Raw genomic sequence first — 14210 nt, forward strand, 5'->3', positions numbered from 1 at the left:
GCGCAAGCCGGTCCTTTGCCTTTTCCCTCCATTATAAAAACCGCCCGCAGCTGCTTGCTTTTTTGCAGCGCGGGCGGTTTCTTTTTTGGTTTAATTGAAGAAATGCTTCTGTTCCGGTCAGGCCATCTCAAGCTGGATGATCTCGGGGTCGTTGTCGGCTTCTCTGGACGACTTTTTGGCGGTCTGGGCTGCAGCCGATCCATGGACCAGGGCCGGATCCAGAATGGCGCCGGTCTTGAGGATTTGTCCGCTGGCCGCCAGGCGCTGATGCAGATCCAGAGAGAACTGCGCGCTGAGGCCTTTCCGATCCAAAAGGCGGCGGAATTTCAGCAGCGTGGACGCATCCGGCACCCCGCTGTCCAGGAAATCCACCCCCATAAAGCTGCGCATGGCGTAGCTGTCATAGATAGTCTCCTCTACAGCTGCCGCCGAAAGCTGAAACCAGTTCTGCAAAAGATACATCCGCAGCATCTTTTCGATGCCCATGGGCGGACGGCCACGATGGCCCGGCGGATAGTAGGGCTCCACAGCCGCCACCCATTCCTCCCAGGGAATCAGGCCGTTCATGGTCTCGAGGAATTTTTCCCGCCGGGTGCTTTTCTTTCGCCTGCTGTATTCCAGATCGCTGAACGTCAACTGCGCCATTTTGCCTTCCTCCGCCGTCGCTTTTTCTTATTATACTACAAATTTCGCCTTGTGGGCAGAGGAATTTCACCTTTTTGCAAGAAAAACCGTCAGGGCTCCATGGTGCCGAGGCTTTCACCCATTGGTGCAGCACCTTCGTTCTTGCGGAAAATGTCCAGGGTATGGTGGGACTACCCCACCATGTCCGGGCGCTCGCAGACAGTAAGGTGATAGTCCAGGTACAGCCGGTACACGTCTTCCTCCATTGTCTCTATGGTCTCCCGCATAAAATGGCTCAGCCCATCGGCTGCAGCAAAAGCCAGCTGTGTGACAGGCAATTCCGACCGCAGGGCGTCAATGTCCTCTTTTCGGTAAAGCTGAAAAGTATCCTTTGGCCGGGAAAACGTTTGAAACGTGACCGGGTTTGTCAAGCCCTCGTTGATGAGATCCTGGATTTTTCCCCGCACAAACCCTGTAGACAGAAGGGCCGGGTCCGCCATGCAATAGGCCGCAAACAGGACGCCGCCGGGTCTGGTCACGCGCACCGCCTCCCGCAAGGCTTTGCGCTGATCCTCCGGGTCAAACAAGTGATACATGGGCCCCAGAATCAGGGTCAGATCATAGACGTCGTCCTCCAGCCACGACAGGTCGGTGGCGTCGCCCTGCCGAATGGTCACAGGTTCCCCCTCCTGGGTGTTTTGGCGAAACTGCTGGATGTTGTACTCTATCAGCTCCACAGCGTCCACAGAATAGCCCTGCCGCGCCAGCGCATGGCTGTACCGGCCGGTCCCTGCGCCCAGTTCCAATATACGCATACCCGGTTTCAGGAAGCGCTGGATATAGTGCATGGTTGTGACATATTCCACCTTCCCGCAGCGGGATGCAAGGCGGGCTTCCTCGTCGTAGCTTTGATAGAAATCCTGTAATTCTCTCTTGGCATCCATCGCTCAGGCTCTCCATGTCTTACCGCAGATCAGTCCCGGCCAGCGTTCCAGCTTCGGGCGGCGATGCGGAAAAACTTGGTCATCAGCGGGATATAAGTCACCCAAAAGACCAGGCCGCAGAGGATACGGACCGGGGTCTTTGCCTTGGCGGTCAGGCAGCTGCCCACCAGAACGCCCATGGAGAACAGACAGAATTTCAGAGCGGCAAGCATTCTCCAATCAGATTCCTGAATGTACTGGTCAGCGAGTGCAAAAAACTTTTTCATAATGACAACCTCCTTTGAAAAACTCTATACCATGAGCGCTGATTTCGCGCCCACAACGGCTGTTTCAGGTCAGATGCTCCAACAGCGCTTTGCATCCCTCCTCGATATCCCGATAGGCAATATCAAAGCGGTCGCTGTACCACGGGTCGGCCACATCGCCGCCCCGGCCAGTATAATCCATCAGCTTGCGGACCTTCCCTTCCGGGTCCGCCCCCAGAATGCGCATCATATTGCGGATGTTGTTTTCATCCATGCCGATCAGGAGATCATAGTGGTTATAATCCGCTTTTGTCAGCTGTACCGCCCGTTTGCCCGCGCAGGCTATCCCATGTTTGGCAAGTTCTTCCCTGGCCGGCGGATAGACCGGGTTGCCGACGCCATTCCATATTTCCTCCCGGCTGGTAGCACAGGAGGCCACTTCAAACTCCTCTGCTCTGCCGCATTTCCGGACAAGGTCTTTGAAGATGAACTCCGCCATGGGGCTTCTGCAAATGTTGCCGTGGCAAACGAACAGGATTTTTACCATCTCTCTCGCACCTCTTCAAATTATATTTCTACGCTATTTTTGCATTTTCTTATCGAATAGTTCTTTATGGAAATCCATGTCCGCTCACATAGATTCTCAGGCATTGCGAATTTCTTTTCCATAGAAGAAAGAATCTCGATATTATTGTACCATACCTATGCCGTCTTTCATACCCCAAGTTAAATGGAATACGTCTCAAACAGGCGGCGCTTGTTAGATGGGTATGGGCAAATACATGATACAAAAGGCTTCTACATGTCAATACATCCCAGCTTGTATTAACAATAAACATTACCCTCTCCCATTGTCCATGACATTATGATATAATTATTATAAATACTCACTCTAACAGCGTTGTAACATCTGTCTGATGTCTGGCTTTCGCCTCCAAACGAAATGAGGCCCATTATGATAGCTTTTCCCTTAGGTAATGGGGTGGAATCTTCTTCCCCGCCCCTTGGCCCCACAGCGATCATCTTCTTCGAACGCCAGCGCCTCCATCCTGGGCGCGGCCTGATTCTGTGCGGCCTTTTTGCCTTGCGCCCTTCTGTCCAAATGGCAGGAGGATGCAGGGCTTTTTCTTTTATTTGAAAGGAGTCAATCAAGATGAGTCTGAAATATACCTGCCCCAGCTGTGGGACCCCCTTGGGCTATGAGGGATTGTGTTGGAAATGCAAGTGTGAACAGGATCGGAATGCGGCCCTCGCCTGGACACCGGAACAGATCGCGGAAAAGCAGCAAAATCTGATTCAGAACATCCAGCGGCTGGAAGAGATGGAGGACCCGGAACTCACTGACTTTTGGCAGCTGCTCAGTTACCGGAACGCCATCACCCCGGAGATTCAGCGGGCGGCACTGGCCGCAGAGGTGTTCTGGCCCTGTGAGCTCTACTACCACGCACCGGAGGATGTGCGGGATGGCCTGATCCATGCGCTGTTGTCCGCGGAATATTCCAGCGCGGCCTCCAACCTGATGTGTTGCCTTGCTATGCAGGGAGATGACAAGGCAATGGAGACACTGCTGGAGCTGGAGCGGAATCCTCGCCCCTGGCGAAAGGGCCTCTATGTGGACCCATCCAGCTATACGCAGATCGGCGGCTGGACCTTTGATAAAGAGGGCCGTCGAACCCAGCTCAATTTCGACACCTGTTATCCCATGGTCAAGGGAGCATCCGGCGAAGCATCCCCCGTCCGCATTGGTCGGGCGCGAAAGGACACCTGCCCCCACTGCGGCGGGCGTATGGTGGATATACTAGTACTGGATGGTCGGGACGAGCGGCTCCGGTTTCTGGGGCTGAATGGCATCCTGACCGCCACCTGCTGCCCCAGCTGTGTGGGATTTTTGAAAGGCTCCGCCTTCAACCGGTTCACCCTGGATGGCAGCGTGGAGATCTTTCCTTCTGAACTTTTTGACGGGGAGGAAAAGATGGATTGCTATGTTAGCCCCGAGGAGTACAAGTCCCTCACCGAGAATCCCTTTGTGCTGGGCAAATCTCCTGTTCCCCTGTTTTATGGGTGTGCCTGTGAGGATGTAAACACCATCGGCGGCTTTGGCAACTGGGTGCAGGATGCAGAATATACCACTTGTCCTCACTGCGGCAAGCCCATGAAGTATTTGGCTCAGATCCAGTGGGATACGGTGTTTGACTGTGCAGAGGGAACCCTCTATGTGGAGTTCTGCCCGGACTGCCAGATCGTCTCCATGCAGCATCAGCAGACTTGAAAGGAGATCGCGCCATGAGTTTGCCCCAGCGTGACGGCGTGCATGACCGCTACTATCTGATCCACAAGCCGGACACCTCCCCAGAGGTGCTGGCAGAGGCCGATCTCTGCATCCAGGATATCCTGAACGGCACCGCTCGTGAAAATCACGCTGGCTTTCCCAGCGTGGTGCAGAATCACAAAGGAACACCTTTTCTACCCAGTCAGCTGCTGGAACGGTATTTGTCCAACCTTCCTTTAAAGGGATTTCCCTACGAGGAAGCGGTCGCCTTCTGCGATTCTCTGCGGCGGCTGGCGGGCTGGAAAGAGATTGATTACACACTGGAGCACTATATCAAAAAGCAGGTGCAGGAGAGGTATTTCGAGGCTGGAGAGAAAGAGGACTACTTTTCGCCTTATCCACCCTGTACTGTGCGGCCGGAGCTGCGGCCGGAAGAGGCAGATGACGGCCTGCTGCACTTTGCCTGTTATGTGGCCGTCTGCCATACGGTGTATGGGGCCAGCTACGACTCCATCACCACCGAACACATCCTGGGGCTAGTTTCCCAGCTCCGCCCCGCCATGGTAAAGGAACTGAAAATCCATGGCAGCGGCAAGCTGCCGCCCTCCATCCAAAAGAGAAAGACCAAGCACCTGACCGCCTCGGCCAATGACGCCTTTGCCACCATCCGTATCACCGCCAGAGACTGCGGCGAGGGGGCTTGTGAGGAAGCTCTCACCTATCTGATTGAGATTTTGGAGCAGCCGGAGTTTCCCCGCAGCTATTCCATCGAGTTCAGGGGGCCCGAGAAGATCTACCTGCCCATTCCCGGCCTGCCTAGGAAGGGCATCAACCAGTTGTTCGCCTGTGCGGTGCGATACCCCCGCCTCCATGTCCGAATGGAGAATTATGCTGGGCTGGCCATGCGGGAGGATGAGTGGTATCAAAACCTCGCGGATCAAGCCTGTGCCATGCCTGGCACCTTTGCCGTGTTTGCCTTGGGGCTGGAAGGGCCGAAGTGGTGGCGGCTGGTGTGCGATTACCTGGACTGCTGTGACGACGAGCACTCTTCGCTCCAAGAAAAGTTCATCCACGCATTTTTCAAAAAATATGGCTTTACCGCCCAGTCCCTGCCGGTGCTGGTCCACGGTGTCCAGTCCATGCAGAATCTGAAGCCCGCAAAGGAGTTCCGCACCCTGATTGCCAATGAGGAGAGCCTGGACGCTTTGCTGGAGATCAAGGCGCATCTGGAGGACTATCTGCCCGAAGAAGGAGCGCATGACCTGCGGGCCAGGGACTACCTGTGGCAGGAGGTGCTCTGGACCATCTGGGGGCAAGCCTCCGAAAACGGCGGCGGCAAAGTCATCAAGTCGGCGCCGAAAGAGCTGAAAGAGAAATACCAGCAAGTATTTGCGTAAGGAGAACGCCATGAAAAAGAGAACGGCAAAGGACTTTATCGCCCTGTATGCCCCGGAGGACGAGGAAAAGCTGGTGCTGATCCAAAGCGGCACCAGCGCTGACAAAACTTTTCTGGATACCTTCTGGACGGCGCATACCCAAGCCCTGGCTATGGCAGATGCCATGACCGGCCAGGTGGTTTCCGAACACTGCTACCTGAGCTGGCCCCTCACTGACCAGGAACGGGAGTCAGGCGCATACACCAATCGTTTTGCCAAGGGCCAGATCTACCGGATCAAAGCCCGCGGCTGGAAAGGTGATGCCCTCTACGAACCTCAGTGGTATGTTACGGCGGTGCTGGAGGAAAATGTCCCCTGCCCTGCTCTGGAAGCGATCTGGGCGGAGTATATAAAACCTATCCTTCTGAAAGATGAAGTGCTGGGGACCCTCACTCTGGACCGTGAATTGAGCACATTCGATGGGACCTGTCCGTGGATGGGGAGCGAAGTCCGCATTTCGCTGGACGTAGATATGGAAAAGAAATCCTCCTGGACCCGCGCCGTCAACGTGATGAAGAAGCTGCTGGCCGACCAGGAGACCTGGGACAAGGCCCTGCGAACCATGGCGGCCCAGAAACTCACGGTGCGAGCCAACGAATGGCTGGCGGACAATGACCAGACCGACCGGGACCCGGAGAAAGACCCCATCACCGAGGAGGAATTTGCCCGCCGCATCGTCCTCACAGACTTTTCTGTTTCTCCTGGCGGGCGCTTTACTGCATGGTTTGAGGACGACGATCTGTTCTGGGGCCATGTTATCACAGTGGACGGCACCCTGAAAAAAGGGGCTGTTGACGCGTATATCCAGGGGTAAAGAGAGGAGGACACCTAAATGAACAGCGAGCAGATTACTGCCTTTTTACAGGAGCATTGGAACTTTATCACCCTAGCCATTGGCGTGGTGATTCTGATCGGAGTCATTTTGAACTGGAACTGGCTCTGCGACCCCACCGGTAAGCCGGACTCTCACCGCTATGGCCGCGGCTCCAGGCGGGTGATCTTCTTCCTACTGGGAATCGTGCTGATTGTGACCAGCATCATGTCCTGGGTACTGTAAGGGGGACAACAAAATGTCATTCAAATTTACATTCCGGGAGATCACCCCAGAAGATACGGAAATTTTGTGTATGCTCAAACTGCGGAACGCAAAGCCGGAGGAGCATATTTGCTGCGAGATCCTAAGAGGCGACGGTATCACCATGAAGACCTGGTACAGCAAGGCGGATGTAGCCCTCTGGGGAGAGGACTACATCAAGGCCAATTCCAAAATGAAATATATAGACGGCGACTGGACAGTCAGTTTAGATATGGAGCCGTGGAACCGCACACACGGCGTATCTTCGAAAGAAGTCACATCCCCGCCCTCTCCCCGTTATCCCACCTGGCTCACCGGCCATGTGAAAGAGTGGACGCAAAAACGCCTGCCCACCGTGACATTGTGTTCTACCACTGGCAATGAACTGCTGGAGGTTTGGTATTACGGAGATTTGCTCACGTTGAAAGGAGAACCCCAATCCTATATTGTAGACAGCGATGATGCTCCCGGATTGGTGGCAGCCCGCGACCCAGAGAGCGGCGAGGAGTTCGTCATCTTTGATGGTGGACGGCATGGCTACGACAATATGTTCTGCAATGAACATGATCCATCCGAACTGGAACGCCGTCTCCTCAAGCGGTATGAAATCCCCGCCTCCAAGTTGGTGCTGGAGCTGGGGTACAGCGTGGACTACGAGGACGAAAAAGAAGACTTCGAACCAGATGAGACGGATACTGTGGAATTGATCAACGGCGAGCGTATGCCTTGGGAACAGGTCAAGCGGGACGGCATTGACTATATCGCCCTTTACTATGTGAACGAGAAAGGAAAACCAGTCCAGATATTGGACGCAGAGCTGGCGTAAGTACAGCTATCTATCCTTTGCTAATCCGAGGAGGTGTCCCATGACCCAAGAAGAACAGATCCGCCTCTATCGGCTGATGGAAAAGCTCAACTGGTTTTTCCACCAAGAGATGCACTACCTAGATCGGGAGACAGCGGAAAAGACCGCCCGGGAGTGGTACCCGGAGATTCGAGATTTTACATACGACATTTTATGGAACGATCTGCCCAAAGAGGTCCAGGAACATCTCATGGATGAGGAGGAATCCCTGTGAGTACGCTGATTCAATCCTTTGAAAATCTGCACGACAACAAAGTCCTCCGCTACTGCGCTGACTTTGAAGCCCACACCCTGCACATGGATACCCAGACCGAGACCGGAGAGAAAGTATCCGTTCACTTCACCGGCCTGTTGGCCCACTGGTTTGAAAATGTGGTTCAGGATAACATCCTCTTTGGCATGGACGAAATCACCCTGGACGGTTTTTTTGAACAGTACAAAGACCTGCTGGGCGGGACCATCTCTTACGGCTTTCCCGCTTGCTGCAACATCGAGGAACTGCGGGAGCACATCCGGGTGTTTGTCATCGACTCCTCCCTTGGGCTGTGTGGATTTGTATTGGCTCAGGAGGTGGAACTGCAATGTCCATAACTGCCTATAAAGTAGAAGCCGTGGGTCACGATCGAACCGGCGAAGACTATGGCTATGTAAATATCATGTACCGCTATGGCAACAAGCAGTCCTGTCCTCGGCCAGATCAATGTGAAAAGATAGAGGTCATGTGGGCGGATGAGAGCGTCTACGGGCCGCCTGCTCCTGGCAGCAAGGTGGGCGACTTTATAAAGACATGGCTGATGGGCTCCTGGGACTGCGGAGTATTTACCCACCGGGAGATTGCCCAGCGGCTCATGGATACCTTCACCGGTCTGAAGATCAAGGAACTGGCGTGGTTTGAGAACCCCAGAGAAAAGACTCTGAAAAATGGTAAACCGCGTGCGCGCCGGGCCAAGTGGCTGCCGGAGCGTGAGGTAGATTTGGTGTATCTCTACGCCGACCATACTATTGATGCAAGAAGCCCCACACCTGCCCAAACCGACTTTTTCACCGTAACAAGGATGGACGCCTGGGGTGTGAGCACCTGGTTCATGTGTACCTCAGAGGCCGCCGGAAAGTTGATCGCCATGGATTACGACAATCTGGCCGTCAAGGAAACCACCATTGTGGGATAGGAGATCATTGCTATGAAAAAGTTATTGCTTGTACTTTCTATCCTCTTAACAATCCTGACCTTTGCTGGTGCGTTCTATGTATTCCTATCAAACGGAACAGCAAATGCAGGTTATGCAGCAGTACCGATGTTGTTTGCGATTGTGTGCATTGGCGGATATAGAGCATACAAAAATAAAGAGTAATTGATATACAAGACAATCAAAAAAGGAAGGGCTATAAATATAGATGATGAGGTTAGAACAACTGCCCCCCAAGGGCGTAAAGCGAGAACAGGCCATTTTGGAGCTGGGCAAGGATGAAGCAAACGGCGAACTGCTTTTCCAGCTTGTGAATACAGAAAAGGGCAAATGCAAAACGGCTGCTCAAAAGGCTTTGGCGCAGCTGGAGTATGCCCCTGCTGCCCCACTGTGGGCCAAGCTGGTCAAGGGCAAATGGATGGGCAGCAATATCATGTCGGATGCCTGTTCCGACTGTGTATCGGAGCAGATTGCCCCAGTTATTCTAAAGACTCTCTCCCAGCTGCTGGACGAGGGGGACACAAAGCCGCTGGAAATCGAACAGCTGAACTTCTGTTTCCATTTGATGCTGGGGAAAGCCTCGCCCAAAATGCTGGAGGTCTACCGCTTCCTGGCGGAGAACACCCAGCGGATCGCCCAGCTGAAACGCGCGCCTGTTTATTCCAATGATGACTGCACCTCCTGGTGGATTACGGACGGGCTTCGCATTTGGGATGCCACACCAAAGGAAAAAGAGAAAATTCCCGCCGTGATGCTGACCGCCTCCCTGATCCGCAACTCGGAGGAGCGGCTGCAAGCATTGGCTGATGAGCTGAATGAACGCTACGGCGGCAGCTGGCTGATGCCAGTCTTTATGAAGGCGATCCTCACCCAGTCCAAGGAGCAGGTGTACGAGACCTATTCGCCCCTTCTGGATACGCCGCAAAAAGCCTATTTGTTCCATGCGCTGGGAATGCTCCATTACCGCTGTTATCCGGAAGGCTGGACCTATGAACGCCTGGGCCCGGATGGAATGATTGCTCTGATTTTCTGGGGGGATTATAGCTATGGAACCTATGACACAAGGTTTATGATTGAACGCTATGTGGATCTGGATGAGCGATGGCTCTTTGATCTGGCCAAGGACCCGGAGAGCCGCAAGCCTACGGTGACATGGCAGACCTACAACCGGGGCGGTGTTCTGTATGGAAACTACGACGAAATGTTCATCAGCCTGCTGCCCCGCAAGGTGGAAAACCCGGAACTGAAGCGCATTCTGCGGGACTACTTCCACATTCGAAGCCAGAAAAAGAAGGTGGCCAAAAGCATCACTGTTTACCAGGATGCCGCCGAGCGGTTTGTCGATTAAGCGAGAATAGAGGGACTGGCCAAAGGAGTGATACAGCATGATTGGGACAGATGAAAACCGGGCGGTGCTCCATGTGGAGGTCATCTTCTGGGGCGGCAAGAGAAAGGCTCCCCCCAGCCTGGTCAGTGGAAAGTATAGTCCCCATTTTGTTGTCACAGGAACCACTGAATATCTGGGGGTGTGCTTCCTGGATGGAACGGAGCGTTGTGCATTTGATGAAACGGCTTTGGGTAATGTTCAGCCCCTTTACCCGGACACTGTGGACTACGGCCCGCTGGAAAACAATGCGGAATTTTTGATCTATGAAGGAGCCAATGTCGTTGGTAAGGGCCGGGTGCTGGGCCGGACGATACCATATAAAGTAAAGCCACAACGAAAGTAGGTGCCTTATGTACCAAATTGCATATATTGGCCGCTGGGAGACCCTCCCGGAAACGGCTGCCGCCATCTGTGACCATGACACGCCCAAGCTGGAGGCGCTGCTCCAAGGCGGTCTGGATCTGGATGTTCCCATCCAGCTCAGCGAATACATCAAGCTGATGCCATTGGAGATCGCGGTTTTTCGGAATGATGTGCCCATGATCCACTTCCTGCTGGAGCATGGAGCTGATCCCGGTCTGGCAGAGGAACAGCCCCTGCTGCTCACCGCCGCCCGCTGCTGCGGGCCGGAGGTTGTCTCCCTCTTTGCTGGACAGGCCGCAAAACTCAGCCCGAAGCAAAAAGAGCGGGCCTTCCAGGAAGTGCGCTGGGGCAAGCGCCCGGAGAATATCCAGGTGCTGGAGCAGGCCGGGATCACTGTGGACAAGTTTGGCGGCGAGGCATTCCGGGCGGCGGTGTCCGATGGACAGGCCGAGCTTGCCAAACTGCTGCTGGAAAAAGGGGCGGATATCAATTACCACAAGCCGGACATGGTGTTCCCTTACGCCTCCACCCCTGTCACCGAGGCCGCCCGCTCCAACAATTTCTCCATGGTGCGCTGGCTGGTGGAACAGGGAGCGGATATCACCCTTGTTGACAAATACGGTGACCGTCCCTACAGTGTGGCAGTTCAAAACAAGAATCAGGAGCTGGCCGACTACCTGAAGGCCCTGGAACCGGTGGAATGGCACAACGAGCAGGAAAAGATCCGGCAGCTCATGCCTTACAAGCTGCCCGCAAAGCTGGTGGAATACTTAAAGACCGGCCCCCTGCGGCTGGAGTTCCCGGATCAGGAATGGGTGAAGTGGGCGGAGCTCTACTCCTTCATGGATGTGCAGGAGATGACCTGGAAACGGAAGAAGCTGCTCTCCCTCATGGTGCAGATGGACAACTACAGCGACTATCTGCTGCTGTGGAACCCCAGGGATAAAAAGCTGTGGTATCTGGACATCGAGCATGAGGAATTCCACCCTCTGGCCAAATGGGATGACTTCATCGCAGATCCCGGCCGGTATCTGAACGGGATGATCGAGGGCGAGTTTGAGGAGTAAAGCCATGACATCAATAGATTTTCTGAACAAGGTACATAAAAGCCTGGACTCGCAGGAATATAGCCTCTCTTATTCTCCGGCCAAGTCCAAGAATTATATGTTGTACTGCAACGGCAACTTCATCGGCGGCCTGTTCGATGAGGAGCTGTGCTTCGTCTACGCCGACAGTGTGAGTGAACTGCTGGGACAGCCGGAACCAGTCTACCGAGGCTACTCCAGTACCGCCCAGCACAGGATGCTGGTGATCCCGGAGGAACACTGGTCAAAGGCTCTGAAACTGCTCTATGCTGAGAAATTTGACTGGAGCCGTCTGGTGTACGACATCACCTACACCAGCATCGGCGCGGCTGTGGTGGAAGACTTTTACGACGAGAATGTGGTGTTTCTGCGCTTCTGCTATGAAAAGGGACTTCTGAAAAAGAACCCTCTGGATCGAAAGGGCCGTATCCTGCGGATGGTCTATCTCAATCAGGATCTGACAGAATCAGGCAAATATCTATTCCCCAGACTGATGCAAAAGTTCCTTGTTTTTACAGATCGAGGCGGGAAAACCAGCCTGGAAACCATGCTGAATCGGTGGTACACCGCTCTGGAGAAAGAGTACCGCAGCCAGACAGCAGAATAAAGGAGGGCAGCAACATGACAGAAGAAAACAGAACCTATATCACCCATCTCAAGGTCACGGATGTCCCGTGGCATCGGCTCACCACCGCCTATGGCCGGGGGACAGATTTCCCCGCACACCTGATGGTGCTGGAGCAGATGTGTGATTTGGCGTCCGTCAAAAAATCCCTCTATGAGCTCACCACCAACATGGAGCACCAGAGTACCCTGTGGCACGCTACCCCCTTCGGTATGGTGTTCCTGTGCCGAATTCTGGAGAAGGCCCTCGCAGACAGTGGGCAGAACCCTGCGGCCCATTTCCTGGCCGGGGAGCTGCTGGACTTCTTTGCCTGCATCCTCCAGTGCTTTCACGATGGAGACGAGATGAACCACGCAGCCCCTCTCCCCCACTTCTCCGATCTGTTGAAGGAAGAATACCTGTGGTCGGAGGAGTACGACGAGGAAGAAGATGAGATGCGCTACGAGGAGGACGAGGTATTCCCCGATGACCTGTTCTACAGCTTCTATTACTACTCCTGGCAAGCGGTGAAAGCCTACCAGGATGTATTGGAGCAAGTCCCGGCAGAGTTTGCCAAGCCCGCTGCCGAGGTGCTGAAACTGCTGTAAAGGAGGCCACACCGATGTTTGAAGAATTCTATGAGATGTACAAGCCCGAGGAGCAGGAAGTGGTCGCCCTGATCAATCGCTGCATCGGGGGCGGATTCAACTGGAAAGGCAACTTTTGGGAAATGACCGTTGTGACGCTGGGCATGGTGTTCTGTGACACCGGCAAGGTCAGCACCAAAGAGGAGCGGCTGGACTGGCCGGTTACCAATGAGGAACGCAATGGCGAAAAGGGCTGGGGCCGCTTTCAAAAAGAGCAGATCTGCCGCCTGAAAATCCGCCGGATGAAGGAAGAATGGGCAAAGGATTTGGTGGTGCGGCCCTGGTGTATCTCCGAGATAGTCAAGGCCCATGAGGACTGCCCGGAACTCGGGGCCGTCCTGGACGAGTACCATAAGCCGGTGGTGATTCAGGACCAGGTGCTGGGAGAACTGACACTGGACAAGGACTACGGTTCTTTTGAGGGTGAAATCCAGTGGTGCGGAAAGGATGTGAGCCTTTCTCTGGAGGTCAATGCCGAAAGCAAGCCCTCCTGGACCCGCGCCCGCAGCGCCGCCAAGAAGCTGCTGGCCGACTGTGAAACCTGGGACAAAGCCATGCGGGAGCTTGCAGCCAAGAACCTGACTGAGCCGGCCAACAACTGGCTCTCCCAGGATGAGGAAAATCCCCGCAATCCGGAAACCGCCCCCATCACCGAGGAGGAATTTGTCCGGCGGATTAGTCTGACCGGCCTGTCCGTCACCTCCGGCGGCAGCTTCACCGCCTGGTTTGACTGCGACGAGATGTTCACCGATCATGCGGTGACGGTCTACGGCTCCTTGAAAAAGGGCCTAAAAACTGCCAACATTGAGGGGTAAGGAGGATAGCGTAATGATTTCCACAAAAGATTTATCTGGCCTGCCCAATGCGGAGCGCCTGAAAAACTTCTGCAAAGGCTTGGCAGCTCTGGACATCATCATGGTGGAGGAGGAATGGAGCTTCATCCGCCACTATACATACAACCCCGCATGGCGAAAAGGCAAAGAGGCATTCTTTGCAACTGATGGCAGTGACCAGAGCATGATCGTCATGTTTGCGCCGGAAGGCTGTGTAATCAACGGTGTGGATTCCGAACTCTACGACTGGGAGGAAAAACTTCCCCGTGTCGAAGACCTGACGGATGGAATGCCCCCTGCGTTGCAAAAGCTCATGGGCAGCCGTGAAGTCAAAAAGATGAAAAGCACCTTCTGCGTCTGGACGGAAGATGGCACCACATGGCACTCCAATCCCATGGACGGCGAGGACGCTTCCAAGGATCTGCTCTCCACGATGGATGGCAATCCACAGAGCTATGTGGAGTACGGGAAGTGGTTTTATCCGGCCGATCTGCCTTTGGAGGCTGTGCGCCAGCTTGCTGATGGGGTTCCGGTGACAAAAGAACTGGTCGTCGCATTGAACCCGAAGCGCAATGAATGGGAAGAAATAAAGGCGGGTCTGGACAAGATAGGGTATCCAAATGAACTTTGATTGGCAGCCGACAGG

The 14210-nt window shown here is 54.3% G+C and carries 20 protein-coding genes; 16 read left to right on the forward strand and 4 right to left on the reverse strand.

Going from position 1 to position 14210, the window contains the following annotated elements; translation table 11 throughout:
- Positions 1 to 117: 117 nt before the first annotated feature.
- The 4 genes from B5G28_RS06360 to B5G28_RS06375 all read right to left on the reverse strand — a co-directional run bounded on the left by B5G28_RS06360 (position 118) and on the right by B5G28_RS06375 (position 2360).
- Entirely contained in the window at positions 118 to 645 is a 528-nt protein-coding gene (locus B5G28_RS06360; protein ID WP_087247007.1) for a transposase, read from the reverse strand.
- Between the two features lie 170 nt (positions 646 to 815).
- Positions 816 to 1568, reverse strand: coding sequence for a class I SAM-dependent methyltransferase (locus B5G28_RS06365; RefSeq protein WP_087247009.1), 753 nt, complete (start codon positions 1566 to 1568; stop codon positions 816 to 818).
- Positions 1569 to 1597: 29 nt separating this feature from the next.
- On the reverse strand, positions 1598 to 1834 hold the full coding sequence (locus tag B5G28_RS06370) for a hypothetical protein (RefSeq protein WP_087247011.1): 237 nt from the start codon (positions 1832 to 1834) through the stop codon (positions 1598 to 1600).
- 64 nt (positions 1835 to 1898) lie between these two features.
- Positions 1899 to 2360 carry a low molecular weight protein-tyrosine-phosphatase gene (locus B5G28_RS06375; RefSeq protein WP_087247013.1) on the reverse strand — a complete coding sequence of 154 codons (462 nt, stop codon included), beginning with the start codon at positions 2358 to 2360 and terminating at the stop codon, positions 1899 to 1901.
- A gap of 606 nt (positions 2361 to 2966) precedes the next feature.
- Here B5G28_RS06375 and B5G28_RS06380 point away from each other — a divergent pair.
- From B5G28_RS06380 to B5G28_RS06450, 16 genes are read left to right on the forward strand one after another with little or no spacing between them, the layout of a single operon-like run.
- Positions 2967 to 4082: a hypothetical protein gene (locus B5G28_RS06380; protein ID WP_087247015.1), complete on the forward strand. Its 1116-nt coding sequence runs from the start codon at positions 2967 to 2969 to the stop codon at positions 4080 to 4082.
- A 14-nt stretch (positions 4083 to 4096) separates the two neighbouring features.
- Positions 4097 to 5479 carry a DUF6138 family protein gene (locus tag B5G28_RS06385; protein WP_087247017.1) on the forward strand — a complete coding sequence of 461 codons (1383 nt, stop codon included), beginning with the start codon at positions 4097 to 4099 and terminating at the stop codon, positions 5477 to 5479.
- Positions 5480 to 5489: 10 nt separating this feature from the next.
- Positions 5490 to 6332 (forward strand): DUF2262 domain-containing protein, encoded by an 843-nt coding sequence (locus B5G28_RS06390; protein ID WP_087247019.1) that lies wholly within the window; start codon positions 5490 to 5492, stop codon positions 6330 to 6332.
- 18 nt (positions 6333 to 6350) lie between these two features.
- Complete coding sequence (locus B5G28_RS06395; RefSeq protein WP_087247021.1) at positions 6351 to 6575, forward strand: Imm17 family immunity protein; 225 nt, start codon at positions 6351 to 6353, stop codon at positions 6573 to 6575.
- 13 nt (positions 6576 to 6588) lie between these two features.
- Positions 6589 to 7419, forward strand: a complete 831-nt coding sequence (locus tag B5G28_RS15000) for a hypothetical protein (protein ID WP_242967490.1) — start codon at positions 6589 to 6591, stop codon at positions 7417 to 7419.
- A 40-nt stretch (positions 7420 to 7459) separates the two neighbouring features.
- Complete coding sequence (locus B5G28_RS06405; protein ID WP_087247023.1) at positions 7460 to 7672, forward strand: hypothetical protein; 213 nt, start codon at positions 7460 to 7462, stop codon at positions 7670 to 7672.
- Positions 7669 to 8049, forward strand: a complete 381-nt coding sequence (locus B5G28_RS06410; RefSeq protein ID WP_087247025.1) for a hypothetical protein — start codon at positions 7669 to 7671, stop codon at positions 8047 to 8049. The genes B5G28_RS06405 and B5G28_RS06410 overlap by 4 nt, the downstream gene beginning before the upstream one ends.
- On the forward strand, positions 8040 to 8627 hold the full coding sequence (locus B5G28_RS06415) for a hypothetical protein (protein WP_087247027.1): 588 nt from the start codon (positions 8040 to 8042) through the stop codon (positions 8625 to 8627). Before B5G28_RS06410 ends, B5G28_RS06415 begins: the two co-directional genes overlap by 10 nt.
- A 12-nt stretch (positions 8628 to 8639) precedes the next feature.
- Entirely contained in the window at positions 8640 to 8810 is a 171-nt protein-coding gene (locus B5G28_RS14810; protein ID WP_199648705.1) for a hypothetical protein, read from the forward strand.
- A gap of 43 nt (positions 8811 to 8853) precedes the next feature.
- The gene (locus B5G28_RS06420) at positions 8854 to 9993 is read left to right on the forward strand and encodes a hypothetical protein (protein ID WP_087247029.1); all 1140 of its coding nucleotides are present in this window, start codon (positions 8854 to 8856) and stop codon (positions 9991 to 9993) included.
- A 37-nt stretch (positions 9994 to 10030) separates the two neighbouring features.
- On the forward strand, positions 10031 to 10375 hold the full coding sequence (locus tag B5G28_RS06425; RefSeq protein ID WP_087247031.1) for a hypothetical protein: 345 nt from the start codon (positions 10031 to 10033) through the stop codon (positions 10373 to 10375).
- A 7-nt stretch (positions 10376 to 10382) separates the two neighbouring features.
- The gene (locus B5G28_RS06430; RefSeq protein ID WP_087247033.1) at positions 10383 to 11462 is read left to right on the forward strand and encodes an ankyrin repeat domain-containing protein; all 1080 of its coding nucleotides are present in this window, start codon (positions 10383 to 10385) and stop codon (positions 11460 to 11462) included.
- A 4-nt stretch (positions 11463 to 11466) separates the two neighbouring features.
- A complete protein-coding gene (locus tag B5G28_RS06435) occupies positions 11467 to 12087 on the forward strand; it encodes a hypothetical protein (RefSeq protein ID WP_087247035.1) in 621 nt (206 codons plus the stop codon).
- Between the two features lie 14 nt (positions 12088 to 12101).
- Positions 12102 to 12692: a hypothetical protein gene (locus B5G28_RS06440; protein ID WP_087247037.1), complete on the forward strand. Its 591-nt coding sequence runs from the start codon at positions 12102 to 12104 to the stop codon at positions 12690 to 12692.
- A 14-nt stretch (positions 12693 to 12706) separates the two neighbouring features.
- Positions 12707 to 13546, forward strand: coding sequence for a DUF2262 domain-containing protein (locus tag B5G28_RS06445; RefSeq protein ID WP_087247039.1), 840 nt, complete (start codon positions 12707 to 12709; stop codon positions 13544 to 13546).
- A 13-nt stretch (positions 13547 to 13559) separates the two neighbouring features.
- Positions 13560 to 14195 carry a hypothetical protein gene (locus tag B5G28_RS06450; protein ID WP_087247041.1) on the forward strand — a complete coding sequence of 212 codons (636 nt, stop codon included), beginning with the start codon at positions 13560 to 13562 and terminating at the stop codon, positions 14193 to 14195.
- Positions 14196 to 14210: the final 15 nt, after the last annotated feature.

It is taken from the genome of Faecalibacterium sp. An77 (assembly GCF_002161315.1).
Taxonomy (GTDB): Bacteria; Bacillota; Clostridia; order Oscillospirales; family Ruminococcaceae; genus Faecalibacterium.